Source organism: Leptolyngbya sp. CALU 1928, from assembly GCF_056784215.1.
In genome coordinates this window covers 2482032-2507484 of record NZ_JBXBCE010000001.1, presented here as the reverse complement: position 1 = coordinate 2507484, position 25453 = coordinate 2482032, and the positions used below count along the sequence as shown (strand labels likewise).

Here is a 25453-nt window from a genome sequence, read left to right as displayed (position 1 = left end):
GAAAGATGTTGTTAAGGGATTAGATTATGGAAGCGGTTGCGTATATTCTGGTTTTGACTTTAGCGATTGGGGTATTGTTCTTTGCGATCGCCTTTCGGGAGCCTCCCCGGATTGGCAAATAAATCGCCCATCTGACTTTCAGAAGGTTTTAACTTTCTAAAGAGATTGAGTTCTTATTGGAACTTTATCTCTTTAGTTTTTTGGGGCTACATTCTTTCTAAAACAGGGATGCCTAATAGCGAAAGTCCTAGTTTTAGGGTATTGGCGGTGAGATTACAGAGAGCTAGGCGGGAAGTGCGGAGCGGTTCTTCGGCTTGCAAAACGGGGCAGCGATCGTAAAACTGATTAAATTTTTGGCTCAGTTCAAACAAATATTGGCATAGCCGATTGGGAAATAGCTCGTGACCCACTTGAGCAATAATTTCATCAAGCTGGAGCAGATGCTTTGCCAAAGCAAACTCGGTGTCATCCTGTAGCTGAACCTTGCGATCGCTGCCTAGCTTCTCAAAATCAATCTGTCCTTTGCGAGTAATGCCTTGAATGCGGACATAGGCATAGAGCATATAGGGAGCCGTGTTGCCGTTGAGCGCCAGCATTTTGTCAAAATTGAAAATATAATTGCCGGTGCGGTTTTGGCTTAAATCAGCATATTTCACTGCCCCAATCCCCACCACTTGGGAAACGTGGACAACAAATTCCTCCGTTTCTTGCCGCTCTTCCGCCTGAATCCGAGTTTCTAGATCGATTCGAGCGCGGTTGACGGCTTCATCGAGCAATTCTCGTAGCCTTACTGTTTCACCCGATCGCGTCTTTAGTTTTTTGCCATCTTCTCCCAGCACCAATCCAAATGGCACATGCTCCACCTTGACCGTATCGGGTAGCCAGCCGGCTCGTCGCGCCACCTGAAACACTTGGGCAAAATGGTTGGATTGTCCAATATCGGTCAAATATAGAATGCGCTCTGCCTGATCCTGCTGAATCCGATAGCGAATGGCAGCTAAGTCGGTAGTGGCGTAGTTATATCCGCCATCCGACTTCTGGACAATCAGCGGCAGAGGTTCCCCTTCCTTATTGGAAAAGCCTTCCAGAAACACACATTTTGCGCCTTGATCGGTAACAAGCAAACCGAGTTTGTCTAGATCCGCCGCCACATCTGGCAACAGCGCGTTATAAAATGACTCCCCCCGCTCCGTCACGGCGACATCGAGCAAGTCGTAGATGATTTGAAATTCTCGGCGAGACTGATCGCAGAGTAATCGCCATGCTTTCAGGGTGTCTTCCGCGCCCGATTGTAGCCGCACCACTTCTTGCCGAGCGGTGTCGCGGAAGGCTTCATCTTCGTCAAATCGCTGTTTAGCTTTTTTGTAGAAGGCGACTAAATCACCGAGATCAACGGCATCGGCGGTGATTAAGGCTTCGGGTGCAACTTCCCGCAAATAGGTGATCAACATGCCAAATTGAGTACCCCAATCGCCGACGTGATTGAGTCTAAGGACATCATGACCCTGAAATTCTAAGACACTTGCGATCGCATCTCCAATAATGGTCGATCGCAAGTGTCCCACATGCATTTCCTTGGCAATATTGGGGCTAGAAAAATCGACAATCACCCGCTGTGGTTTGCTTACTCGCGCTACACCCAAGCGATCATCCGCCAACATCGCGCTTAACTGGGTTTCTAAATAGTCTGTTTTCAACCGTAAATTAATAAAACCGGGACCCGCAACAGTGGGCTGTTCACAAAGATCACTGACATTTAAATGCTGGACGATTTGTTCGGCGATCGCCCGTGGTGCTTGCTTTAATGGTTTTGCCAGAGCCATCGCCACATTCGCTTGATAATCGCCAAACTTGGGATTGCTCGCAGGTTCCAAAATTGGATCAACAGTGGCATAATCTGTGCCGAAAGCGATGCTGAGTGCCTGCTCTAAGCGTTTTTTCAATTCGGCGATCGTAGAAATCATAAAACTATCAACGTCCTAATTTCGAGCAGCAATGGGTTGCGCGATGAATTGCACTGCTTTTATCATCACAAAAAAAGCTAGCAGAAAATCTATTTTGCCTTGTTTTGGCGATCGCAGATTCAGAGTTTCCAGGGTCAGCTTTGCATTTTCATGCTGATATCTAACCAGGTGGAACGAGTAATCGGGGCACTGCTAGAAATATAGTCCACTCCGGTTTGTGCCACAGCGCGAATCGTTTCTAGGGTGATGTTTCCAGAGGCTTCAATTTTGATACGGGAACTGGCTTGACGGATCAGTACCACTGCCTGATGCATTTGATCTAGAGGCATATTGTCCAACATGATGATATCCGCGCCATGCTCGATCGCTTCCTGAACCTGCTCTAGTTTTTCAGTTTCCACTTCAATCATCAGCGGGTAGGGAACTTGATCCCGAATACGGGCGATCGCGGTGGCAATTCCGCCGACCGCTGCAATGTGGTTATCTTTCAGCATGACTCCATCATCTAAGCCCAGGCGATGGTTCACGGCTCCGCCAACCTGCGTGGCGTATTTTTCCAATAGCCGTAGCCCTGGCGTAGTTTTGCGCGTATCGACTAACTGCGTCGGCAAATCAGCAATCTGATTCACATACTGACGAGTCATTGTGGCGATCCCACTCAGGCGCATAACAAGGTTTAACGCGACCCGCTCCCCAGTCAGCAACGCATCCATTGCCCCAGATATTTTAGCGATCGCTTGACCACGTTCATAGCTTCCCCCTTCCTGGGCGATCAGGTCAAAGGAAATTTGGTCGTCGAGCAGTTGAAACACCCGTTTGGCAATAGGCAATCCGGCAATGATGCCTGTTTCTTTGACAATCCATTCAGCTTGCCCTAGTGGGGGATCGCCTTCAAATAGGGAAGCCGTCGAGCGATCGCCCCGACCAATATCTTCCAGCAGCCATCCCCGCAACAATGGGTTTAGCAGAATAAAGGGAGGTATGGCAGGCAGACGCTTCATCGATCCTGCAACCCAACATTTAAATGACTCATAGTTCGTCTCTACTCGCTTCGTTTTTGCTGGCTCTAGGTTCCGGGGTAACCACAAAGGTAAGGACGGTCTCATCGACCCCTTTTAGCTCTAACGGGCTAAATTTAACGATTTCATCTTCTTCTAAATAGTCTGCAACCGCCGCAGAGACGAGAATACAGTCTGGATCGGCAACTTCTTGAATCCGGGAAGCAATGTTGATGCTAGGACCAATTGCCGTGTAATCTGATCGCTCCGAAGAGCCAAACATGCCCACAACCGCTGTTCCTTGATGAATGCCGCACCGGAACTGCACTTGATTAATTCCCTGCTCTTGCCACCGTTTATTCAAAGTTTGCAGCGATCGCCGCATCTCACGAGCCGCCGCGATCGCCCGACGCACCTGTTCATTAGGCGACAGTTCTTCGGGTGCGCCAAACAAGACAAGAATGGCATCGCCCATGAACTTGTCGATCGTGCCGCCATTGTTGAAGATTACATGGGTCATTTCTGCTAGATATTCATTCAACAATTCGGCGACTCGGCGCGATCTCAGCGTATTTGAAAGTTGGGTAAACCCGACAATATCGCTAAATAATACCGTGACCAAACGCGGCTCAGGGCGCAGATCTAATACCAGTTCGCCTTGGGCTGCGCGATCAACCATAGATGCAGGTAAAAAACGCTTCAGCACCGATTCGGTCAGATATTGGTTGAGTTCCGCCACGCGCCGCTCGTTTGCCTTGAGCGCCAGTAGATTTCGGACTTCTGCCAACAACTCGCGATCGTTAAACGGCTTGGATAAGTAGGCATCAGCCCCCTGTTCCGTGCCTTCAATCCGCGTGTTCTCATCCACCTTGGCGGTCAGAAGAATCACGGGAACCCCTTTAAGAACGTTATCCAAACGAATCATCCGGATCAAGTCTAAGCCAGACACATGGGGCATCATTAAGTCGGTCACGATCAAGTGTGGGACGTAGGCTTGAGCCGTTTTATAGCCTTCTGCTCCATTGCGGGCGGTTTGCACCTGATACCCCTTTTCTCGCAAAATGCTAGAGACATAAGTCCGCACATCAGGGTTATCGTCTACTACCAATACTCGCCCATCTTCAGGATTCATTCCAGTAGAGCCAGTTGCAGCGCCTTGAATGACCGAAAGTGGCAGACCCTCTAGGCTGAAAATAGAGGCTGCGTCAGAATCTTGAGTTCCTTCAATGTCTGCTAACTCGACCGCCGCGCGATTGGGTTGTAACTCTGCTTGCACGTCAATGACTTGCTGAGGCGGTAGATGAGCCACTCCAGTTTGAATCCAGACGGTAAAGGTGGTGCCTTCGCCATAGGTCGAGTCCACCGAAATTTGTCCCCCGTGGAGTTCAACCAATTCTTTGACTAACGCCAAGCCTAAGCCACTGCCTTCATGGCTGCGGTTAGCAGAGCCTTCTGCCTGCCGAAACCGCTCAAATAGGTGAGGGATTTGGTCGGGGCGAATGCCAATTCCCGTGTCGATTACTTGAAGTGAGCAGTGATCCCCCGCCGGCTTAAGCAGCACCGTAATCGAGCCACCCGCAGGGGTAAATTTCATGGCGTTGGACAACAGGTTGTACAGCACCTTGTCAAATTTTTCTAGGTCTAGATAAACCTCTGGGCAAGATTGCAGATGGGTGATCAGACGAATATCTTTACGATCGCAATAGGCGCGAAAAGAATCCACCGTTTGGCTAACAAATTCCACCAAGTCGGCAGGGCGGAAACTGGGCTGCATCCGTTTCGCATCCAATCGCTGTAAATCTAAAAGCTGGTTGACCAACCGCAGCAACCGCCGAGAGTTGCGCAACGCAATCACGGATTGGTCATAGGAAAGCCCTTTTTCTTTGGCAACCGCCCCTTCTAGCGGACCAATCGTCAGCGTTAAAGGGGTACGAAATTCATGGGAAATATTTTGGAAAAACTCAGTTTTTTGGCGATCGAGTGCCAAAAGTTGTTCTGCTTGCTGGCGAGTTTTTTGATATAATCGCGCTTGCTGCACCGCGATCGCGGCTTGGGCTGCCACTGCCTGCGTTAATTCGATTTCAGACAAACTCCAGCGTCGAGGGCGATGATTTTGGCGCAGGGAAATGCTGCCAATAATTTTGCCATCCGATAACAGCGGCACCACCAACAGCGCCCGCGTTGGGTTACGAAAGGTTTGTTCCTCCACTTGCATTTCAGGAGATAGTTCCAAATCGTTCAACACAACAGGCTGCTTTGTGAGCATCAATTGCCTTAATACCGGGTTGCGATCGATGGGCACCATCGACTTAGGCAACGGGCGGCTATCTTCCTCCACCTCTAATAGATGATTAGGCAAAGACTGAAACGCTAAATTCATCGCCTCAGTAGGTGCCGGATCATTCTCGAGCGTTTCTTTTTGAGAAAGGGAATGTCCTGGATAAGCCGCATCATGCAAGCCAACACACTGCACATACTCGTCTGTTTCTGTCCACAGCGACAATGCACAGCCATCTGCACGCAACACCTGCCCAAGTTGTTGTGTAATCGCCGCAAAAATATCTTGCGGATCAAGACTAGACCGAATAGCAGTCGTAATGGTGTTAATTAGCGCTTCTCGTTTTGCGAGGGCTTGCAGTTGTTCATAAGCACGGGCTTGTGCCAGTGCCAAGGCTGCTTGATCCGCCACCATGGTTACAAGCTGCACCTCGTCCTCTTGCCAAAGGCGCGGGTGACCACATTGATGCAGCGCCAAAATTGCAATTAAGTCTTGTTGATAGCACAACGGCACAATCAAGCTGGATTGGATGTTGACTTGGTGGTAAGCCTGTCGCATTTCGTGAGTTTGGGGCGTGTCTGCCCGCAGGAGATCGTCCGTTTCAGCATTTTGAATAATTTGAATGTCTTGAGTTACCCAAATAGTCTGAAAAAGAGCATCTCGTAATGGAGTCGATCGCGCATTGGCAACCGGTTCAATTGCACCGATCTGGGGATTTAAAGCCTTAGGATCAGTTCCCTGCTCTTCGTAAGCACTGACATAGACAAAATTGTCCTCATCGAAGCGCCCATCTTGAAAAGGAGACACTAAACAGTAGCTCGTCTCGAAAATATGCCCCACGGTTTGACCAATGGTTTGCAAAATTTGCCGATAGCTTAGGGCACTGCGAATAGTACTAGTGACAGCATTGAGTAAGGATTCTTGTCGGAGCGATCGCCGTAACTCCCGCGTGCGAGTTTTTAGCACTGTATGGGTGTCTACTGCCTGCCGCACCAACACCTTCAGTTCCTCGTCATTCCAAGGCTTCGTCACATACTTAAACACCTTGCCAGAATTAATCGCCTCCACCAGATCTTCGACATCGGTATACCCGGTCAAAATAATTCGGATGATGTCTGGGTACTGGGTCGCCGTCAAGCTGAGAAACTCAGTCCCACTCATATGGGGCATTCGCTGATCGGAAATGATCACAGCGACATCGCCCTCATTAGACAAAATTTCTAATGCAGCTAGACCGTTTTCTGCCCGCAGCACTTTAAATTCTCGGTAAAACGTACGATAAAGCAGGTCTAAATTATCTGGTTCATCGTCCACCACCAGAATTTTTGGTTTGTTATTCGGCTGGGCTTTCATGAACCGCTCTCCTGCTACAAGGGCAGTTGGATTAAAAATCCTTTGGTCAAACAGGAAGGATGCATCCTAGTTTTGCAAGTTTGCCCCCATCCCTTAGCCCCTTCTCCACGGGGAGAAGGGGCATTAGATTCAAAGCCTCTCTCTCGTTTTGGGAGAGAGATTTAGGGTGAGGGCTACAAAAGTGGAATGCACTCAACAGGAAGTCTTCCAAAGCAAAACGCTAGATACTTTACTCTCCAACTGTTTCAGCACCGAGATTACACCCCTATCGTCTTAATCTTGTACACCACTATGGCATCTACCAGCTTAAACTAAATCAAGTTGGTACAGCTTCCAGCCATCCGGTTACTGTATCAAACCCTATCAAGATTACGAAACGTAACCCATACAGAGACCCTAGAATGAACCATATTTTTTTAGAGTGCCCTTCTCAAAGCAGTTTGTAACGCGGCACTCACTAGTTCATTGACTTTCCTAAAATAAATGCCAGAAAAACATTAATGCAATTAAGGTAAATCGGGCATAATCGTCTTTAGTTAGTGCATCAGCCTAACTGAAGTGTAAGAGTTTTTAATCTAATTAAAGCTAGATGACAAAGGTACTTCGCAAAGTATTTTTAAGGCTTTCTTATCAAAAAACTCTACGGCTGTTCATTTCGCTTGGAGTGCTTTATCACCATGCGATGCCCTTTCTGTCAGCACGGCGACAATCGTGTTCTTGAATCGCGTTCCGCAGAGTCAGGTCAAAGTGTTCGGCGACGGCGCGAATGTTTGAAATGTTCTCGTAGATTTACGACCTATGAACGGATTGAGTTTGTTCCCGTTACGGTGATTAAACGCAATGGCGATCGCCAGTCCTTCGATCGCTATAAACTTTTAAAAGGAATTGTTCGTGCTTGCGAAAAAACAGGGGTTTCTGCTCCGCAGATGGAAAATATCGTCGATGAAATTGAATCCGACTTGCAGCAGCGCGTCATCCGAGAAGTTCCTAGCAGCGAAATTGGCGAACTTGTTCTAGATAATTTGAAAGCTCTGAGTGAAGTTGCCTACATTCGATTTGCATCAGTTTATGGAAAATTTCAAGGCATTCGTGACTTTGTAGAGACTCTGGCTCACCTACAAAGCACTAATCCTCGCTTGCAAATAATGCGATCGATAGAGAGTCCACAGCCTACCTCCATAGAGCTAACTGAACCAGACGACAACTCTGTGCATACTGTTTCTGCAACGTAAAAAGCCTTGCCTTAAAATTTTTCTCTAAATCTATTTTTTCGGCAGTGTGCGTAGGGCGGTTGGTTAAGGTATGATAGTTCTTCCGAGCCTAAATCGATCTGAACGTTTAAATCTTCTACCCTGTGAATAGAAGATTTCCAGATGTGGTAGCCCGTTATGGCGTGCTTACCCATCAAGGAGGCAACCTTTACACGGAGATAACTACCAGGAAACGATTCGCATGGTCAATCAGGACACATTAACGCTAGACATTGGCTTTACTTACGAAGATTTCGCTTCAAAACTCGACGATTATGATTATCACTTCAACCCAGGCGATGTAGTCGCAGGGACAGTGTTTAGTCTAGAGCCACGAGGCGCTCTGATTGACATTGGTGCGAAGACAGCTGCTTACATCCCCATTCAAGAGATGTCAATTAATCGAATTGATACTCCTGAAGAGGTGCTGCAATCCAATGAAACTCGCGAGTTTTACATTCTTGCCGACGAAAACGAAGATGGGCAGTTAACGCTTTCTATCCGTCGCATCGAATATATGCGGGCGTGGGAACGAGTTCGTCAACTTCAGACAGAAGATGCTACGGTTCGCTCTCTGGTTTTTGCAACCAATAGAGGGGGTGCCTTAGTCAGAATTGAAGGATTGCGGGGCTTTATTCCTGGCTCTCATATTAGTACTCGCAAACCGAAGGAGGAACTCGTTGGTGAAGAGTTGCCTCTGAAGTTTTTGGAAGTAGATGAGGAGCGTAATCGCTTAGTGTTGAGCCATCGTCGTGCGCTGGTTGAGCGTAAGATGAACAAGCTCGAAGTGGGCGAAGTGGTGATTGGAACTGTGCGCGGCATCAAGCCTTATGGTGCGTTTATTGATATTGGTGGAGTTAGTGGGTTGCTGCATATTTCAGAGATCTCCCACGACCACATTGATACGCCTCACAGCGTTTTCAACGTAAATGATGAGCTAAAGGTCATGATTATTGATCTGGATGCTGATCGCGGTCGGATTTCTCTCTCTACTAAACAGCTTGAGCCAGAACCCGGCGATATGGTCAAAAATCCTCAGGTGGTTTATGACAAAGCCGAGGAAATGGCGGTGAAATATCGTGAGCAGATTCTGGCAAAACAACAGGGAACTTTGACTGAAGAGGTTCCTCAAGATGCGGAGGAAGACATTCCTATTGCGATGGAAGAAGCGGAGATTCCTCCAGCCATTGAGGAAGACATTCCTACTGCGATGGAAGAAGCGGAGATTCCCCCAGCCATTGAGGAAGCCGCTCCTGTCGTGGCGGTCGAGCTTGAGGAAGCATCTGCTGCCGTTGAAGAGTAGTCTCAAAGGCGTTTAACGACTAGATCTAATTCGTTTTTTTAAGAAGAGGGAACTTCCTCTTCTTTTTTTTTGCAGTGTTGCCTAACGAGAACTTTATGACCCTAATTCAATGCGGAACAGTGTGCTTTGAGAATATTGAAGCCATTATTTTTGATAAAGATGGCACGTTGGCGAATTCTCAGGTTTTTTTACGAAATCTGGCTCAAAAGCGCGCTCGACTGATTGATGCCCAGATTCCTGGAGTTCAAGAGCCGCTGCTGATGGCGTTTGGTGTAGAGAGCGATCGCCTGAATCCTGCTGGCTTAATGGCGGTAGGAACTCGTTTAGAAAATGAAATTGCTGCTGCTGCCTATGTGGCTGAAACAGGGCGAGATTGGATGGAAGCGCTCAGTACGGTTCGCTCTGCTTTCACAGAAGCAGACCGAGTTTTTGACCGGAAAGCAGACAGCACTCCGCTTTATCCAGGAGTGAAGGAATTGATGGGGGCGATCGCCCAGGCAAATCTTAAAATTGGTATCTTATCTTCAGATACCACTGCGAACGTGCAAGATTTTGTGGATAAATACGAGCTAAATACTCTTGTTCAGCTTGCTATGGGAACCGATACTGGATTAAGCAAACCGAATCCAGAATTACTTCGACGAGCTTGTGCAGCCTTGGGTGTATTGCCTGAACGCGCGATCGTCATTGGAGATTCTGCGGCTGACATGGAAATGGCATGTGCCGCAAACGCGGCTGGTTGTATTGGCGTGGTGTGGGAACCCATTAATCCAGCCTCTCTTAAACAGGCAACTACTCTAGTGGAATCCTTCGCAACCATTCAAATTGTTACACCTAGCCATCTTTGAGCAAGGGACTCAGTCTCAAATCGTTTAGTTTTCCCCCGACTTTTAACCTTCACTTCATCTGAGTACCCACAAATGCTATGATCCGCTGAAGTCTTATCATTGTGTATTTTTGCAGATGAATTAGGTATAAAGCCTGATTGACTAAGTAAATTGTTTGTCAACTTTTTTAAGACTAAGCTTTGTTTATTAACTCTAGTGTGAAGAGAGGAGTTGTCCTTGGCTCGTCGTTACCTTTTTACGTCGGAATCTGTTACTGAAGGTCATCCTGACAAGATTTGCGACCAAATTTCAGACACTATTCTAGATGCCTTGTTAGCCCAAGACCCAACGAGCAGAGTTGCTGCGGAAGTTGTGGTTAATACTGGCTTAGTCTTGATTACAGGTGAAATCACCTCCAAGGCAAAGGTTAATTACATTGATATCACGCGCCAGAAAATTGCTGAAATTGGCTATAACGGTGTTGATAATGGCTTCTGCGCCAGTAGCTGTTCGGTTTTAGTCGCGTTAGACGACCAATCGGCTGATATTGCTCAAGGGGTCAATACGGCTCAGGAAGCCCGCGAGTTATCCAATGATGAACTGGATAGCATTGGCGCTGGCGATCAGGGCATTATGTTTGGGTTTGCTTGCAACGAAACGCCTGAATTAATGCCTATGCCGATTTCCTTGGCACATCGTATTTCTCGAAAATTGGCAGCCGTTCGTAAAACAGGACAGCTTCCCTACCTGCGTCCTGATGGTAAAACTCAGGTGACTGTTGCTTATGAGGATAATCGCCCTGTTGGGATTGACACCATTTTGGTTTCGACTCAACATGCCTCAGAAATTGGCAGCATTACCGATAATGAAAAAATTCAGACAAAAATCAAAGCCGATTTGTGGGAGTCCGTTGTTCAACCTGTATTCGCAGATATTGCGGTTAAGCCAGATGACAAGACTCGCTTTTTGGTGAATCCCACGGGCAAATTTGTGATCGGGGGACCTCAAGGAGATGCAGGTTTGACTGGGCGCAAAATTATTGTCGATACTTACGGGGGCTATTCTCGCCATGGTGGGGGTGCATTCTCTGGCAAAGATCCCACAAAGGTTGATCGCAGTGCAGCTTATGCATGCCGACATGTGGCAAAGAATATCGTGGCGGCTGGTTTAGCGGATAAGTGCGAAGTTCAACTGAGCTATGCGATCGGAGTTGCGCGTCCGGTCAGTATCATGATCGACACCTTTGGCACAGGCAAAATTGACGACGATCGCCTGCTAGAACTGGTACAAAAACACTTTGAGCTTCGTCCTGCTGGCATCATTCAAACCTTCAACCTATGTAAGTTGCCTGCTGAGCGCGGCGGTCGCTTTTACCAAGACATCGCAGCATACGGTCATTTGGGACGGACGGATCTGGATCTTCCCTGGGAGCAAACCGATAAGGCAGCTTTACTTAAAGAGGAAGCGACTCACACTTACTCCATGGCATAAGGCGCAGCGTAGCCTAGATCAACTCATTTCAAGCGACAGGTGATAATCATCTGTCGCTTTTTGATGATTCAAGGTAACTTTCTGATCCTTATAAAAATCGAGTGCTAGTGAACGTTCTACCCTACGAATTGGGTTTGGAGTTGGGCGGAATTTGGGACGATCGCAGAGCCATCATTTAATAGACCTGCTCTAGAAGAGGGATTGAGGGTGAGGGCTATAAAAGTGGGATGCACTCATTGGAGCAGCAATCAATATGAGCCTCCGTATATTCGTGCAGCCACTCTTGATTCCATTTGCCCCGGAGTTTCTGTGATGACCGATGTAGTCTGTTGAAAGGTAGAGCAGCAGAAAACTATGTCGCACAATTGGCATCAATTCACAGCGAATTTGAACCCGCAGCAATGGAGCATTGCAGAGCGCTTTGCTAAACCTTTGAAAGTGGTGCTGGGAATTGGCATTGCGGTGTTAACGGTGCGATCGCTGCCCTATTTCGCGCCCATTCGAGCTAGTGACTTGGTGCAAACCCAGCAGGCAGCAGAATTCACCGATCGCAATGGGCTACCGCTCGGAACAATATTGACTCGTGATCAAGAACATACGGTGTCGGTGTCTCTCGCTCAGGTGTCGCCGCAATTTCTTCAGGCTATCGTGGCTGCCGAAGATCAGCGGTTTTATCAACATGGCGCACTGGATCAACGGGCGATCGCGCGATCGCTACTAGAAGCGCTTCAGGCAAAGCAGATCGTCAGCGGTGCTTCTACGATTACAATGCAACTGGCGCGAATGCTGGATGGTTCCCCCCGCACCGCCCAAGCAAAGCTGCAAGAAATCTGGACATCCTGGCGACTGACCGCAGGCATGAGCAAAGCTGAGATTTTGCAGGCATATCTCAACCGTCTGCCTATGGGTAGCAATATTTACGGCGTGGAAGCGGCATCTCGCATCTATTTTGGCGTTCCAGCTAGTGATTTGACCTTGGCTCAGGCGAGTCTGCTCGCCGCGATTCCCAACGATCCCAATCGGCTCAATCCCTATGATCACTTGCTGTCCTTAAAAAAGCGCCAATCTTATGTGCTAAATCGTATGGTGCAAGATGGCTATATTACCCGTGCCCAAAGCGATCGCGTCTATACCGAAGCCACTGCCCTCCAGTCTCGACAGCAGGGGATTGTGGCAGCCCCTCACTTTTTGTTTTGGTTAGCCGATCAGCTTCCCGCCAATCATCCCGCCCAAGTTCGCACGACCCTTGATCGCCCCTTACAGCAGTTTGTCGAAGCTCAAACGCTTCAAGTGATTCGCAGCCTTACGCCGCACAACGTTCACCATGCCGCCGTGTTGGTACTCGATAACCAGACGGGTGACGTGTTGGCATATGTGGGGTCGCCGGATTATTTTGCGCGATCGCAACTGGGGCAAAACGATGGCGTACAGGCATTACGCCAGCCCGGTTCTACCCTCAAACCATTTCTCTATCAGCTTGCCCTGGAAAATCGCACGATGCAGCCCAACACAATCCTGGCAGATGTGCCCACGCGCTATGCCATTCCTGGAGCTAGGTTGTATAGCCCGACTGACTATAGCGAAACCTTCCAAGGTCCGGTGCGAGTGCGGCTGGCGTTGGCAAATTCTCTCAACGTGCCAGCCGTCAAAACGCTGGAAAAAGTGGGTGTGGGTGCTTTTCTCGATCGCCTACACCAGCTTGGCTTTAATCATCTCACCCAAACTCCCGAACACTATGGCTTAGGACTCACCCTCGGCGGTGGGGAAGTTAGCTTATGGGAGTTGGCGCAGGCGTATTTAACCCTGGCAAGGCAGGGGAAGGGTATGGAGTTGAGAGTACGAAGTATGGAGTTCTATCCATCGACCCCAAACTTACTCCCCTCCCCTTCCACTTGGCTATTGGTTACGGATATGCTGAGCGATCGCCAAGCGCGCGCCCGTGCATTTGGCGTAGATTCCTTGCTGGCGTTGCCTTTTCCGGCAGCAGTGAAAACGGGCACCTCGTCTGATTATCGGGATACCTGGACGGTCGGCTTCACCACAAAATACACCGTCGCAGTCTGGGTGGGGAATTTTGACAGTGCGCCGATGCAAAAGGTGTCAGGCGTGATGGGAGCGGCTCCCTTGTGGAACCGGATTATGCTGCACCTACACGAACAGCAAGAACCCAAACCATTCCAAGCACCGACTGGATTGGTACAACGCCCGATTTGTGCAGTGTCGGGGGCGCGTCCCACTCCCGCTTGTCCAGCGGTGGTGCAAGAATATTTATTTGCTGAAGATGTGGCGGCGTATGAACAGGAGGGCGATCGCTTTTTTCCCATGGTTCAGGGCAAACCGCAGTTCAAGCTGCCAGCGGAATATAACGAATGGCTAGCACGGCAACCCAAAAATGCGTCTAGTTCAACTGCTATGGGATTACGAATTGTCTCTCCTCGCAGTGGCGATGTCTTTGCAATTGGCAAAAATGATAGTGCCCAACGCTTGGAGTTTAAGCTGGCAGGTGCTTCTAGGACAGCGATGGACTGGCGACTCAATGGACAGTCGTTGGCTGCGTCTTCCTCTAGCTCGTTCTTTTGGAAGCCCCAAGCGGGAACTTGGACGCTCCAGGTAAAACAAGGTCAGCAGACCGATCAGGTGCGATTTGAAGTGCAGGCGGCAGATGCTAGACCCACTCGCAAGGGGTTCTCTTTTGCCCCAAAATAAAGCCATTTAAGCAGTTGTTTTTGGCAAAGAAGACCCTACAATAAAAGTCATAAGTACATATACACAGGCACCTATAGACATGGCGAGTGGCGAATCTCAGGTGCAGAGTTCTTTGTCGGAACGGGAACTGCAAGTGATTGAATGGGTAGCCGCTGGCTTAACAAACCAGGAGATTGCCGAAAAACTGGAAATTAGTAAGCGCACCGTAGATAACCACATCAGTAATATTCTGACCAAAACTAAAACGGATAACCGAGTGGCTTTAGTTCGTTGGGCGTTGCAATGGGGCAAGGTATGCCTGGATAATGTTAACTGCTGCACGTTGCCAACTTTAAACAATTCAAATTTAGAGAATGGAAATGGTGCTGGGAGCCATAATGAACTAATCGTTTGAGCGATCGCCCAGCCCGTTTTTTTCATAAGGGTTGCTTTCATTGCCCTTACACCCCTTATTTTTCGCTTTTAGCCTGAAGACCAATGGTTTTGAAACACCGTATCCGATTAGCTCAAATGCCCCTGGCTGTATATCGAGAAGTTGCGGCTCATCTAGAGCAGGTGGCAGGCGTGCAAACTCAGTTAGTTTTGCAGACCTCTCAGCAGTTTGACTACAGCTTGAGCCAAATTGATAGTTTATCGATTGACCAGCCTGATGATGCAGCGGCAGCACAACGAGTTAGTCAAATTTTGGCATACTACAGCGATCGCTATGGTGCTTGGGAAACCGTTGCAATGGTTGATTCAACTCCTGAGTCTTCTTCAACTTAACACTGCTCTCACCCTAAATCCCTCTCCCGTTCTGGGAGAGGGACTTTAAATATTACTAGACTACCAATAATCAATTATGGGTTCCATTCAAGCCACACGCGGCACACGCGACATTTTGCCCGAAGAAGTCCGCTATTGGCAGCAGATCGAAGCCGCCGCACGGGAGATCTTGGGCAGAGCCGCTTACCAAGAAATTCGCACCCCAATTTTTGAGCAAACTAACCTGTTTGAGCGCGGTATTGGGGAAGCAACCGACGTAGTGGGGAAGGAAATGTATACCTTCAAAGATCGGGGCGATCGCTCAATCACCCTGCGCCCAGAAGGCACTGCGGGAGTCGTGCGATCGTTCATTGAACATAGCCTCAGCGCTCAGGGCGGAGTGCAGCGGCTTTGGTACTGTGGCTCCATGTTCCGCTACGAACGCCCTCAAGCTGGACGACAGCGGCAGTTTCACCAAATTGGAGTGGAAGTGTTGGGCAGTCCTTCTCCGCGCGCAGATGTGGAAGTGATTGCTATTTTTGCCGATATTTTGCAGGCATTGGGGTTGAAAAACCTGGTGCTAAACCTCAACTCGATTGGAAATGCCCGCGATCGCCTCCAATATCGGGAAGCCTTGGTCGCTTACCTCACCCCTTACAAAGACGACCTGGATGCCGACTCGCAAGATCGCTTAACTCGCAATCCCCTGCGGATTTTGGATAGTAAAGATGAGCGTACCCAAGCTATTTTGATCGAGGCTCCCAGCGTTTTAGACCACCTCAATCCTGATTCAAGTCAGCGCTTTGAGCAAATTCAGACCTTACTCACCGATTTAGGCATCCCGTTTCAGATCAACACTCGCTTGGTACGCGGTTTAGACTATTACACCCATACCGTGTTTGAAATTCAATCGGCTGATTTGGGCGCTCAGGCGACGGTGGGCGGCGGCGGACGCTACGATGGCTTAGTGACTGAGCTAGGGGGAGCCGATACTCCGGCGGTCGGCTGGGCGATCGGCATGGAACGGCTGGTTATCTTGTTGCAACAGCTTCACAGTTTGCCTGCTGCCAACGTTGATTTTTATCTAGTTTCTAGAGGAACTCAAGCCGAAGCGCAAGCGGTGGTTTTGGCGCAAAAGCTCCGACAGGATGGCTTTACGGTAGAACTAGATTTGAGTGGAAGCGCCTTCGGCAAACAGTTTAAGCGCGCAGATCGCAGTGGTGCTGCCGCGTGTTTGATTGTGGGCGATGAAGAAGCTGCCAATCAAACGGTGCAGTTGAAGTGGCTGGCTACTGGAAACCAAAGCGCGATCGCTCAGTCTCAAATTTCCACTCTCACGGAAGAGTTGCGCCAGCAAATCGATGCTTCCCAGAAGCTTCATTAACTTTTCTAACGGTTACCCCGTGGTTGTTTCAGCGCGTCCCCTTACGAGCGTAGAATGAACTCAATTCTTTTGCACTTGCTTTTTATAATTAAGGAAATTCAGAATGGAAAACCTGATCAAACCTTACAAAGGCGATCCCTTTGTCGGACATTTGTCTACTCCGATCAGTGATTCCGATTTTACCAGAGCCTTTATTGGTAACCTGCCAGCCTATCGCAAAGGGTTATCTCCACTGCTGCGGGGTCTTGAAATCGGTTTAGCACATGGCTATTTTATTATTGGACCTTGGGTTGTATTTGGACCGTTGCGCGACTCTGACGTTGCAGCTTTGGGGGGTCTGATTTCGGGAGGCGCTCTGATTCTGATCGCCACCGCTTGCTTAGCAGTCTATGGATTGGTAACGTTCGATGCCGACGATGACACTTCATCCGATAAGCTGCAATCGGCTGATGGCTGGAGCCAACTGACAGGTGGATTCTTCATTGGTGCAATGGCAGCAGCCTTTTTAGCCTATTTCTTGCTACAAAACTTTTCTGTTGTTGATTCAATTTTCCGTGGCTTTGTCAACTAAAGTCAGATTATTCGATCTACTCAAAAGTCATACAGTCAATAGAAGTCTGGTTGATCTATCCGCCAGACTTTTTTATGCTCTAGAGCCAAAATTTTCACGATCGCAGGTCTTTGAAACGCTGCATAAATTGGCGATCGAGGTGGTCTTTCCACTGCCAAAATAGTCTCGATTGTCCTGCTAGTTTGCCCCACGACGCGATCGCCCGACCATCCGCAGTACCAATCAAACTGAGGTAGCGTTTTTGGGGATAAAACGGTTTCAGGGCTTCCCCTAGAAACAAACGGTGCAGATTGTCAACTAGCGGCTTTCCTTGACGTACCGCAAAAACTCCAGCTTTGGGTCGAGGATGGTTGACCATTGTGGCAATGTCGCCGACTGCAAAAATATGAGAGTGAGATAGCGATCGCAGAGTGTCGTCAACCTGTAGAAAGCCTGCATCATCAACCGCCAGACCCGATGCACCCAGCCACTTTGGGGCAGTAGCCTGAGTCACCCAAAAAAGATAATCGCACTCAAGCTCTAAGCCTGAACTACAGCGAACACGGGGCAACTGAACACTTTGAGCCGTTTCATTTAAATGAAGCTGGATGCCGCGTTGATCAAAAATTTGACGAATGCGATCGCCGACCCATTGGGGATATTCTGGCAACAACTGAGAACCCCGGTGCAGCAGATGTAGAAGAATGTTGCTTGACGGTTGATCCGATAATCTCAGTAAATCTTGCAAGCGCCGCTGCATATTCAGCGCTAGTTCCACTCCACCGGCACCGCCGCCCACAATGCCTAGATGCAACGGGCGATCGCGCTGCTGAGAAACGGCATGGAGCAGCGATCGCCATTGCCCCAAAAAATGCTGGACTGGTTTAGCAGGAATCACTCGATCCATCCCAACCAGCCCAACGGGAAGATGAGGCGTGCTGCCAATATCGATCGACAGCACATCAAAGTTGATCGGCAGGCGATCGTGACACAAAACCTGATTGGACTGTAAATCCAACGCGATCGCCTGATCTACAAAAAACTGTGCTTTAGCAAACTCAGCCAGTTTGCCCAGATCAATATGGCAATCCTCACGGCTGTAAAATCCTGCCACATGTCCCGGTAGCATTCCAGAATAAGCCGTTTCCAAGTTCTCGGAAATTAGGGTGAGCCTGACTCCTGACAGAGGGGTAATGCCAAGTAACCGTAGGGCGATCGCGTGAGCATGTCCCCCACCAATCAAAACCAGGTCTTTCATAGATTGAGTTGGTGTTTTGATTCCAAGATGTCAAGGTCAGACAGTGACTCAAGCAGCTTACTCAAAAATGCCCTGTTTTCGCCTAAGTCGGTTACTCTGCTTTGCCGACGACTTTATCTTTGAATGATTTTCCAGCGCTAAATGCTGGAACTTTGGTTGCCGGAATTTTGATCGGTTCGCCTGTAGAAGGGTTGCGCCCTTCCCGTGCTTGGCGATCGCGGGCTTCAAAGGTGCCAAAACCAACTAACGTGACCTTATCGCCGCTAGCAACGGTATCTAGAATGACATCCAACATTGCCGAAAGCACGATATCAGCATCTTTTTTGGTGACACTTGCTTTTTCAGCAATTTTGTCAACGAGTTCACCTTTATTCATATCTCAAAATCCTTAGAACTACTGCTGTGATTATACTTTAGGGTTTTGAAAGTGCAACAATTTTGCTGATCTCACAGGAGTATTTTCGTCGCTCAAACACTGCAAGGCATTCATCAAACCTTTACATAGAAAGGATTCTAGCCAATGAAGATAGGGTTTTCTCAGCCGCAACATAGCTTTAAATAAGCGTTCTCAATAGAGCAGTTTAATTAACGGTGCAAAATGGCTATCAGGAAGTCAGTTAAACCCGCTGGATCAATCTCTTGAAGAACCTTGGTATGCACTATATCAAACTTTGCTCCGAGGCGCGATCGCAAATCGTCATCTAAGGCAGACAAAAATCCTCTAGTAACCTACGTTGCCAGTTATGTGAAGTTGGGAGATCAGCGTGAAGCGCACCCCGGTGAATGAGTCGAACTCGCGAAAGCTGTTCGTAATGGGCATTGACCGGTTTGAGCACCATGCCCAGACAGTCGAATAGGTCTAGCAAGGGCAAAAATAACCGATGCAAGCGGCGATTGAACCGCGACTTACTCAACATCTTGAGCATCAACTCATGTTCTTTGAGATAGTTCTGAGCATTCTGATGATTCCCCCCGAAGAACCGGGCTGCCACTAGTGCGGTCGTAATCACTTCCGCATCGCTCAGTTGCACTCGCCTATCCTCTTAGATGCCCAATCGCCTTGAGCAGGTCATCAGTGATGGCATAGTTCGCTATAATTTCAGGAAGCATTTTTCTTTCTCTCCATGCGTTAAAAGACCAATGCATCTTGCAGGACATCGGAAATTGACCAATCCCGATCGCCATTTTTGATAGCAGCTAAAGCGCGCACCAGCCTATCTAAATCTTGGGTAATGTAACCTCGAAATTCCTTTTTCTTAGCCACGCTCAAGCCTCTAGACACCTAACCAAAGGCTCAATCATCGCATAGGGCTTAGCGCTGTTCTCGAAGTACGCTTATATGCACATTTACGCAAAAGTGCATTTAGTGTGTGATTAATTCAAATTGAAAACGCCCAGAACTCCTAATAAAGTCTGGGTTTGCTCTTTATGGAATTCAAATTGTGATTATACTCTCCGATGATGAGGTCGCTTTGCTGCGAGCGCTCCTGATTGCTCTGCGTGGCATCAAAGTTCGGGATATCGACAAAGCCTTGGTGATTTTGTCTAAAGCAGATAGAGGATAGACATAAATTATGACCAGTGTGCTTCTAGATGGATGTTTAGCCTTGTTGCTAGTGGCTGTTTTCCAACTGGATGCCCGTGAACTGGTAGGCACCGATCTGGTTCAGACAGCGATTTGTTGAGCTTCACGGCTTTAGAACCTCTACGTCTGGGAACCCTTGATGGAGTTTAGTAATTCCCATCTGGGTTAAGTTCGTGCTGGGGGTGCTGTTGGGTGGGCGGCTGTGCTAAGTTATCCCGTGAAAGATTTTACGGTTTATATTTAAGTGATCCTAATTTCAGTCAGTTGAAAACTCTCCTACTCCGCTTAGATAGACCGTGGCTAACTGCTATTTTTGGAATGGCGGTTCCTTTACTCGTTTTCACCCTGATCGCGATCGCAGTTAGCCCTGCACCGGGCGGCATTGCCTGGGATGAGCCAATTTTGCTGGCAATTCACAGCACTGTGCAACCTCGACTTGATGCACCTGCAACCGTGTTAACTGAGCTAGGGGTATATTGGGGCGTGTTTCCCGCCGCGATCGTCGTTGCAGTGGCGTTATTGATGACTCAGCAATGGCAGGCTTTCACCTATTTATTGATCACCGCTTCTGGCAGTATTTTGCTCAACCGCATCTTCAAATTGGGGCTGCATCGATCGCGTCCACACCTGTGGGAAACGGACTATTCGGTGACGGCTGGATTTGCGTTTCCTAGTGGTCATGCCATGTCGAGCGCAACATTGGTGATGATTCTGGTGATTTTAAGCTGGAAAACTCGCTGGCGTTGGTGGATTTTGACGATCGGCAGTGGGTTTGTCTTGGGGGTAAGTTGGTCACGATTGTATCTGGGCGTTCACTATCCTAGTGATATTGTGGCAGGCTGGATGTTGGCGATCGCCTGGGCATTCATTACCCGTTGGCTAATTGACATCTATTCAATCAAAAGCATTTCAGCCGATTCCAGAAGAATTGAAAAAATATGAAAGCGGTGCTGATTGAGATTGAGTTAAGTCAATGACGCGATCGCTCCAGTATTACCCAGCGCTACCTCAAACTCAGATAGGCGGATGGCTTCATCTGGCTCGGCTCTGCCATAAATGCGAGGCAACTGCTTAGTCTGCTCCAGCACCTGGCGCACCTCTGCATTCGTGATGCTGGCGAGAGTTCGGTTATTGAGTACGGCGATCGCGGCTGCAATGCCCACACCTTGAGCCACCGCCACATTAAACTCAATAATCCGCCCCGCAGAACAAGCATAGCCATCAAATCCCGAAGCCGGACTAACAACGGCTAGATTTGGCACTGTTTGCACTAGCGCATGATGAATCCCGACATTAAACAATGGCGACGTGTGAAAGCTAATGTTGCTAATGCCTTGTGCGATCGCCTTGGCTCCTAGCCCATCGATGCCGCCGCGCACATCCAAATGATAGCCAAAGGTTGCTAATGCTGTACTCGCAGGCACACCACCCAACAACATATCGGCTCCACTCAGCCGATCAACACTATCGGCAATATTTCCGGCATGACGAATATAGAGTTCTGTCGCCGATCGCACGATTGGAGTTCCCCAACTTCTAAACCAGCCTGCCAACTGGCGCATTTCTTCGACCATCAGCGCGGTGGGTTTGGCTCCTGCTCGTGCCAATGCTTCTGCTTGGGAACCTGTGGTGAAGAACATGAGCGCATTCCACGACAACCTACCTCCAGGCAAAATAGCAATGTTCCCCGGATCAAGCGTAAAACCGCTGCCTTTAAGGGACAAAGGTTTGCCTCGAAAGGCGTGATATGCCAGAGACAGAGCCGAGCAACGCATATCGATGTGATCTTGCCCCACATACATGGATTTAAAGTTGCCCGATGCATCTACCAGATTTTTGCGAAACTGCTCTGCTAGTTTGGCGTTGCCTCCTGCCGCGATCGCCAGTTGCTGCTGTCCTGTGCGATCGTTTAGGTTATAAAACCGCTTGATCAGCATCGATTCCACTTCTTTCAGGCGGGAGATCGTCAGTCCCTCTGTTTCAAAGACCAGCGTTACGGGTAACTCCGATTCGGGCAATCCAAATGTTTCAAATCCACGCAGCTTTTTCACACCAGCAAATTGAGCGAGTTCTGCATTCACCGTTGCATCAATAAACTGCCGTGCTAGGTAAGTTTCGCCCTTGGTTAGCTGGATACCGGCAATTCGGGTGCCATTTCTGAGGACTGCTTTAATTTCCAAGCGACTAATCACATCCACATCCGCTTCTCGCAGCATGGCACGCAGCGCCGCATCCGCTTTAGCCGGATCAAGCGCAATTTGCGTTACTCCCGATCGCTGCAAAAACTCTTTATACAACGCCGACGGATCGCCAAAGGTGTCGAGCTTCAGCGATTGGCGTACATCTAACGGCACCCGGCTGCGATCGAGATAGGCAAGCCGCCCCCGGACTAAATGTCCGCCAATGCCCTCTTGAGAATTGCCCTTAAACATTAGTAAGGTGCGGGGCTTCTTGCCTATACGCCGCTGATATTCTCTGGATGCTGCCACTAATGCCAACACTCCAGGCACTTCATCGCCAAAGCAAATAATGTCATAAGTGCGATTCGCAGCCAGTGTAGTAGAGGTCATAGGGTTGCTCAAGATGAATGGCAAAAAGTAGATCTTTAGAAAAACAGATGAGAAAATACTCTCACTCTTTATTCATTTAAGTCGATGGCTGAAGCGAATATGCAGGTATGTACGGTGTGTGGAGTCAAGATTATCAAGCTGGTCGGCGGCGATCGCGTATTATTTTCGGTTGGCGCACCGGGCACTCGTGAAACACTCTGGCAAAAGGTTTGCAAACATACTCAAAAGTCTGGATGTATTAATCGTCAGGATAGCTAGAACTTAACTCCTTTAAAGAGCTTACACATACCCGCCTTGGCAAGTATCTATATAGAAAGTTCATGATTCCATCACGGTTCTAGCTTGTAATCTTACGGTGATTTCACGTTAAACGTCCTGTTTTCCCTAAAACTTCCCGTAAAAAGAAGTATCAGTTTTTCAACTGAAATCTGATTTCACTTCAGTACCGTGGATTTACAGGAGAATCGGTTGTGTTGACCAGAAAAACCAGCAAGCTGTTACGGTGCATCAGTCAAAACAGCGTTGGGTTTACATTGATCGAGTTACTGGTTGTTATTACAATCACGGGTGTTCTCGCAGCGATCGCCCTTCCGACTTTCTTAAGTCGGGCAAATAGCGCGAAACAGGCAGAAGCTAAAACGTATATTGGAACGCTCAACCGTGCCCAACAAGCTTATGCGCTCGAATATTCTCAATTTGCCACAAACCCGATCGCTCTAGGCATTGGGATACGGGATAGCCGCAACTATAAATATGAAATTAAAGTGGGCAGCGACAGTAGTCTTTATGCGATTCATTACGCAGACTCAACAACTGGTAAACTGCACGCCTATGTTGGCATGACGGCTCTAGTTCAAAGCAACGGCAACCCAACGATAGAAACCGTTTTGTGTGAAGCTGCCAACCCAACTGGCGGCAGAGCCGCTGATCCAATTTATAGCCCTAGCTCAGCAGACTGCGCCCCTAGCACTCAAGATCTTGCAAAAAATTGAGCCACAACATTGATCAAATCAAAAACCTTTAAAGCTTAAAAAAGCCTCATCTCGTAAGATGGGGCTTTTTAGTACAAATAGTGAATCTAAATTTGAGCGCTACAACACTCCGGCGTTCGTTAAGCCTAAAATCGCACCTGCCCCCAAAACGTGACCAAAGCTAGTTGTTGCCAAAAGTTCAGGCAGTCCAAATTCACCCCCAAATGGATCGGGAAATTGGATGGGCAGTTTAGGACCTACGCCTCTGCGACTGATGGCATATCGTCCGATCGCGATCGCAAACAAATTGCACAGTATCATTGTAATGCCAACCCCGATTGACCAATCGGTTGCCCGTGCGTGAGCAACTGCTAATAGTGGCATATAAAACATCTTTTACCTCCAAAAATAATTAGCGAAGTACAACCTTGAAATTAGAAAAATTATAGGAATCTATGGGATCGCAAACTACGAAGTAGGTTTGTTTGTTTAAATCAATTAATGAATCAATTTATATTTTGATGCGAAAAAAGTGTTGAAAACTTAGATCTGTTTTTGAATTGCGCGTACTGAGATGTATTCATGAATTTACGAGTCAAAATTTGCGGTATTACACAAACAGAACAGGGACGCGCGATCGCCCAATTGGGTGCTACGGCTTTAGGCTTCATTTGCGCTCCAACGTCTCCCCGCTATGTGACCATTGCCCAGATCGCAGCCATTGTGGCAAACCTGCCGATTAATTTGGAAACTGGCAAACCCTGCTGCGATCGCATTGGAGTATTCGTCAATGCTGATCTAGATCTGATTTGTCAAACCGTTGCGCTTGGGCACTTAAATGGAGTGCAGCTTCATGGAGACGAAACTCCAGAACTATGCGATCGCCTTCGCCAGCAGCTTCCAGGCATTGAATTGATTAAAGCCCTCCGCATTCAATCTGCGATCGCCCTAGAAACCATACACCTTTATCAAAATTCTGTAGATGCCCTACTTTTAGATGCTTACCATCCAACTCTTGCCGGAGGCACTGGTAAAACGTTGGATTGGTCAGCATTACAACAATTTTGTCCGACTATTCCCTGGTTTTTGGCAGGCGGTTTAACTCCAGACAATATTCTAGAAGCACTAGCCTGCTTGCATCCTCATGGAATTGATCTCTCTAGCGGTGTTGAAGTTAGCCCTGGCAACAAAAACTTAAACCAAGTAGCTCAGCTATTTGATGCCCTCAAACAAAGGGCTGATGCTTCTCCAACGCTAATTTAATCACTAAAATTACACCTTAGATCATCAGATAGTCAGCTTATTGAACAATAAATTAGATTATTGGGTTATGAAGTTTCACACGTTTTGGGATTAGATAGATCGCCAGTCACGAGCATCTGTAAACCGAGCTAAATGAGTAACGTTAGTTGTGGCGATCAGTACTTCATTCGTGCCATTTGTACCTTCGACAGCAAGAATCGCTTGAGCCGCTAGAATCACATCTCCATCTAAAGCTTTAGGATCAGCAGTGGGATAGCCATTTCGCCGAGCTTCAGCCCATAACTCAGCCGCCTTCAACATCACCGACGTTGTGATAGGCAAATATGGAAGGATCGACTTTAGTTGATCTAATCGTCGGATGCTATTTGCCATGCCAGCACGAAGCAATTCACGCCGCACTTCATAGTCGGCAATCTCAGGAATGATGGCAATGTAACCTCTCGGTTCTAAGGATTCTAACCAAGCTTTGCACTCCTCACATACAGGCGTATTTTTGGGATTAGACACCATACCCAACGGAGCAGAATCTAGAAAAACGAGGCGGCTCATGGAAAGAATGGGCGATTAGATAAGCGATCTTCATCAAGCGACTGTTGAAGAAACTCCCAGGCTTCCTGTTGCTCTTGACCAGTTTGCTCCTCCATCCAAGAATTGAGCAATTCGCTGAGTGCCTGCTGCCGCTTCAGATCAGGAGTTTTGGCTGAATTTAAAGCATTCGTCCAAGCGGTTTCAGGTGATGTATTGGACAACTGGATGCGTTGCCGAAAAAGCCTCATAGTGTGCAGCAGGCTCGACCAATGTTCTTCTGGAGTTTGCTCAATTTCACGCACAAGCTCAACCAATAGAGATGGCGCTGTGGAAGTAGAATCGGACTGATTGGAGTTTATATTCAAGTTGTGTTCAGCCATGATCTCCTCTTATCTCTATGCTGAAAATTAAATATTGCGTTCAAACAAAG

25 protein-coding genes and 1 pseudogene are annotated in these 25453 nt (G+C 48.1%); 15 read left to right on the top strand and 11 right to left on the bottom strand.

The features are described from left to right. Positions 1–26 precede the first annotated feature (26 nt). Positions 27–122, top strand: coding sequence for a photosystem II reaction center protein T (locus AC1S5B_RS11630; RefSeq protein ID WP_171572162.1), 96 nt, complete (start codon positions 27–29; stop codon positions 120–122). Positions 123–206: 84 nt separating this feature from the next. On the opposite strand, the gene argS is transcribed toward AC1S5B_RS11630, so the two are convergent. The 3 genes from argS to AC1S5B_RS11615 form a co-directional block, all read right to left on the bottom strand. Then, positions 207–1964 (bottom strand): arginine--tRNA ligase, encoded by a 1758-nt coding sequence (gene argS / locus AC1S5B_RS11625; RefSeq protein ID WP_482035837.1) that lies wholly within the window; start codon positions 1962–1964, stop codon positions 207–209. 134 nt (positions 1965–2098) lie between these two features. After that, on the bottom strand, positions 2099–2965 hold the full coding sequence (gene nadC, locus AC1S5B_RS11620) for a carboxylating nicotinate-nucleotide diphosphorylase (protein WP_482035836.1): 867 nt from the start codon (positions 2963–2965) through the stop codon (positions 2099–2101). Between the two features lie 28 nt (positions 2966–2993). Then, positions 2994–6593 (bottom strand): response regulator, encoded by a 3600-nt coding sequence (locus AC1S5B_RS11615; RefSeq protein ID WP_482035835.1) that lies wholly within the window; start codon positions 6591–6593, stop codon positions 2994–2996. Between the two features lie 677 nt (positions 6594–7270). Here AC1S5B_RS11615 and nrdR point away from each other — a divergent pair. From nrdR to AC1S5B_RS11570, 9 genes are all read left to right on the top strand, one after another. Further along, positions 7271–7825, top strand: coding sequence for a transcriptional regulator NrdR (nrdR, locus tag AC1S5B_RS11610; protein WP_482035834.1), 555 nt, complete (start codon positions 7271–7273; stop codon positions 7823–7825). Between the two features lie 220 nt (positions 7826–8045). Next, the gene (locus tag AC1S5B_RS11605; RefSeq protein ID WP_482035833.1) at positions 8046–9146 is read left to right on the top strand and encodes a 30S ribosomal protein S1; all 1101 of its coding nucleotides are present in this window, start codon (positions 8046–8048) and stop codon (positions 9144–9146) included. A 95-nt stretch (positions 9147–9241) separates the two neighbouring features. Continuing rightward, a complete protein-coding gene (locus AC1S5B_RS11600) occupies positions 9242–9994 on the top strand; it encodes an HAD family hydrolase (protein WP_482035832.1) in 753 nt (250 codons plus the stop codon). A gap of 216 nt (positions 9995–10210) precedes the next feature. Then, positions 10211–11464 carry a methionine adenosyltransferase gene (metK, locus tag AC1S5B_RS11595; protein ID WP_482035831.1) on the top strand — a complete coding sequence of 418 codons (1254 nt, stop codon included), beginning with the start codon at positions 10211–10213 and terminating at the stop codon, positions 11462–11464. Between the two features lie 354 nt (positions 11465–11818). After that, complete coding sequence (pbpC, locus tag AC1S5B_RS11590; RefSeq protein WP_482035830.1) at positions 11819–14170, top strand: penicillin-binding protein 1C; 2352 nt, start codon at positions 11819–11821, stop codon at positions 14168–14170. A 40-nt stretch (positions 14171–14210) separates the two neighbouring features. Then, entirely contained in the window at positions 14211–14564 is a 354-nt protein-coding gene (gene pedR / locus AC1S5B_RS11585; RefSeq protein WP_482036618.1) for a photosynthetic electron transport-dependent transcriptional regulator PedR, read from the top strand. An 83-nt stretch (positions 14565–14647) separates the two neighbouring features. Continuing rightward, positions 14648–14935, top strand: a complete 288-nt coding sequence (locus AC1S5B_RS11580) for a hypothetical protein (protein WP_482035829.1) — start codon at positions 14648–14650, stop codon at positions 14933–14935. Positions 14936–15011: 76 nt separating this feature from the next. Then, positions 15012–16298: a histidine--tRNA ligase gene (gene hisS, locus AC1S5B_RS11575; RefSeq protein WP_482035828.1), complete on the top strand. Its 1287-nt coding sequence runs from the start codon at positions 15012–15014 to the stop codon at positions 16296–16298. Positions 16299–16401: 103 nt separating this feature from the next. Beyond that, positions 16402–16869 carry a photosystem I reaction center protein subunit XI gene (locus AC1S5B_RS11570; protein WP_482035827.1) on the top strand — a complete coding sequence of 156 codons (468 nt, stop codon included), beginning with the start codon at positions 16402–16404 and terminating at the stop codon, positions 16867–16869. Between the two features lie 94 nt (positions 16870–16963). Here the strand turns inward: AC1S5B_RS11570 and AC1S5B_RS11565 are convergent, their stop codons facing one another. The 4 genes and pseudogenes from AC1S5B_RS11565 to AC1S5B_RS11550 form a co-directional block, all read right to left on the bottom strand. After that, the gene (locus tag AC1S5B_RS11565; RefSeq protein WP_482035826.1) at positions 16964–18106 is read right to left on the bottom strand and encodes an FAD-dependent oxidoreductase; all 1143 of its coding nucleotides are present in this window, start codon (positions 18104–18106) and stop codon (positions 16964–16966) included. A gap of 91 nt (positions 18107–18197) precedes the next feature. Then, a complete protein-coding gene (locus AC1S5B_RS11560) occupies positions 18198–18482 on the bottom strand; it encodes an HU family DNA-binding protein (RefSeq protein ID WP_482035825.1) in 285 nt (94 codons plus the stop codon). Positions 18483–18912: 430 nt separating this feature from the next. After that, a pseudogene (locus AC1S5B_RS11555) lies at positions 18913–19216 on the bottom strand (IS982 family transposase); the annotation flags it as partial. A 19-nt stretch (positions 19217–19235) separates the two neighbouring features. After that, complete coding sequence (locus tag AC1S5B_RS11550) at positions 19236–19370, bottom strand: hypothetical protein (protein ID WP_482035824.1); 135 nt, start codon at positions 19368–19370, stop codon at positions 19236–19238. A 178-nt stretch (positions 19371–19548) separates the two neighbouring features. Between AC1S5B_RS11550 and AC1S5B_RS11545 the strand changes: the two genes are divergently transcribed. Then, a complete protein-coding gene (locus AC1S5B_RS11545; RefSeq protein ID WP_482035823.1) occupies positions 19549–19671 on the top strand; it encodes a hypothetical protein in 123 nt (40 codons plus the stop codon). A 338-nt stretch (positions 19672–20009) separates the two neighbouring features. Further along, positions 20010–20633, top strand: coding sequence for a phosphatase PAP2 family protein (locus AC1S5B_RS11540; RefSeq protein WP_482035822.1), 624 nt, complete (start codon positions 20010–20012; stop codon positions 20631–20633). A 23-nt stretch (positions 20634–20656) separates the two neighbouring features. On the opposite strand, the gene AC1S5B_RS11535 is transcribed toward AC1S5B_RS11540, so the two are convergent. Continuing rightward, the gene (locus tag AC1S5B_RS11535; protein ID WP_482035821.1) at positions 20657–22261 is read right to left on the bottom strand and encodes an FAD-dependent oxidoreductase; all 1605 of its coding nucleotides are present in this window, start codon (positions 22259–22261) and stop codon (positions 20657–20659) included. A gap of 84 nt (positions 22262–22345) precedes the next feature. Here AC1S5B_RS11535 and nblD point away from each other — a divergent pair, with 84 nt between their 5' ends. Beyond that, the gene (gene nblD / locus AC1S5B_RS11530) at positions 22346–22519 is read left to right on the top strand and encodes an NblD family protein (protein WP_482035820.1); all 174 of its coding nucleotides are present in this window, start codon (positions 22346–22348) and stop codon (positions 22517–22519) included. A 212-nt stretch (positions 22520–22731) separates the two neighbouring features. Beyond that, positions 22732–23253: a type IV pilin-like G/H family protein gene (locus AC1S5B_RS11525; RefSeq protein ID WP_482035819.1), complete on the top strand. Its 522-nt coding sequence runs from the start codon at positions 22732–22734 to the stop codon at positions 23251–23253. Between the two features lie 99 nt (positions 23254–23352). Here the strand turns inward: AC1S5B_RS11525 and psaK are convergent, their stop codons facing one another. Further along, positions 23353–23625, bottom strand: a complete 273-nt coding sequence (gene psaK, locus AC1S5B_RS11520) for a photosystem I reaction center subunit PsaK (protein WP_482035818.1) — start codon at positions 23623–23625, stop codon at positions 23353–23355. 189 nt (positions 23626–23814) lie between these two features. Between psaK and AC1S5B_RS11515 the strand changes: the two genes are divergently transcribed. Continuing rightward, positions 23815–24495: a phosphoribosylanthranilate isomerase gene (locus tag AC1S5B_RS11515; protein WP_482035817.1), complete on the top strand. Its 681-nt coding sequence runs from the start codon at positions 23815–23817 to the stop codon at positions 24493–24495. Positions 24496–24585: 90 nt separating this feature from the next. Here AC1S5B_RS11515 and AC1S5B_RS11510 read toward each other — a convergent pair whose 3' ends face one another. Continuing rightward, positions 24586–25044, bottom strand: a complete 459-nt coding sequence (locus tag AC1S5B_RS11510) for a type II toxin-antitoxin system VapC family toxin (protein ID WP_482035816.1) — start codon at positions 25042–25044, stop codon at positions 24586–24588. Beyond that, on the bottom strand, positions 25041–25403 hold the full coding sequence (locus AC1S5B_RS11505; protein ID WP_482035815.1) for a hypothetical protein: 363 nt from the start codon (positions 25401–25403) through the stop codon (positions 25041–25043). Before AC1S5B_RS11505 ends, AC1S5B_RS11510 begins: the two co-directional genes overlap by 4 nt. Positions 25404–25453: the final 50 nt, after the last annotated feature.